At 50.0% G+C, this 604-nt stretch carries 2 tRNA genes and 1 rRNA gene; all 3 read right to left on the bottom strand.

Going from position 1 to position 604, the window contains the following annotated elements:
• Nucleotides 1–187: 187 nt before the first annotated feature.
• Nucleotides 188–263, bottom strand: a tRNA-Ala gene (locus tag C1Y41_RS19730).
• Between the two features lie 107 nt (nt 264–370).
• Nucleotides 371–447, bottom strand: a tRNA-Ile gene (locus C1Y41_RS19725).
• Between the two features lie 74 nt (nt 448–521).
• Nucleotides 522–604, bottom strand: a 16S ribosomal RNA gene (locus C1Y41_RS19720); the annotation flags it as partial.

Raw genomic sequence — 604 nt, 5'->3', positions numbered from 1 at the left:
GTTTTGAACGCTCGTGAATCGCGATAATCTTGAGACCCGGCCGCATCGCGCATCGTTCTTATTACGGAGAACGAATACGACGCGGTCGTTTCAAATTTTCAGCTTGTTCCGGATTGTTAAAGAGCAATAACTTCGCAATGCACTCGAAAATGCATTCAGAAGTTGAGTATCAACGTGGGGACGTTGATGGTGGAGCTAAGCGGGATCGAACCGCTGACCTCCTGCGTGCAAGGCAGGCGCTCTCCCAGCTGAGCTATAGCCCCAATGATTCGCAAAACCCTTTACCCAATTCTTTCGAGTTCAAGGCGTGACGACGCGAAGCATAGTGAACTATGCGAGCCGTTGTCATAACGCAGAAATCGGGAGAATTTGGTAGGCCTGAGTGGACTTGAACCACCGACCTCACCCTTATCAGGGGTGCGCTCTAACCACCTGAGCTACAAGCCTGGAGAGAGTTTTACTGCTTCTTTAAATTTCATCAGACAATCTGTGTGAGCACTTCGCGGGAAGGTATCTTCAGGTAAGGAGGTGATCCAACCGCAGGTTCCCCTACGGTTACCTTGTTACGACTTCACCCCAGTCATGAATCACAAAGTGGTAAGCG

This window comes from Pantoea sp. ICBG 1758, assembly GCF_002928325.1.
GTDB classification, from domain to species: Bacteria; Pseudomonadota; Gammaproteobacteria; order Enterobacterales; family Enterobacteriaceae; genus Pantoea; species Pantoea eucrina.
Note: the sequence above shows the minus strand (reverse complement) of the source record. Positions and strands in the feature narration are given on the sequence as shown.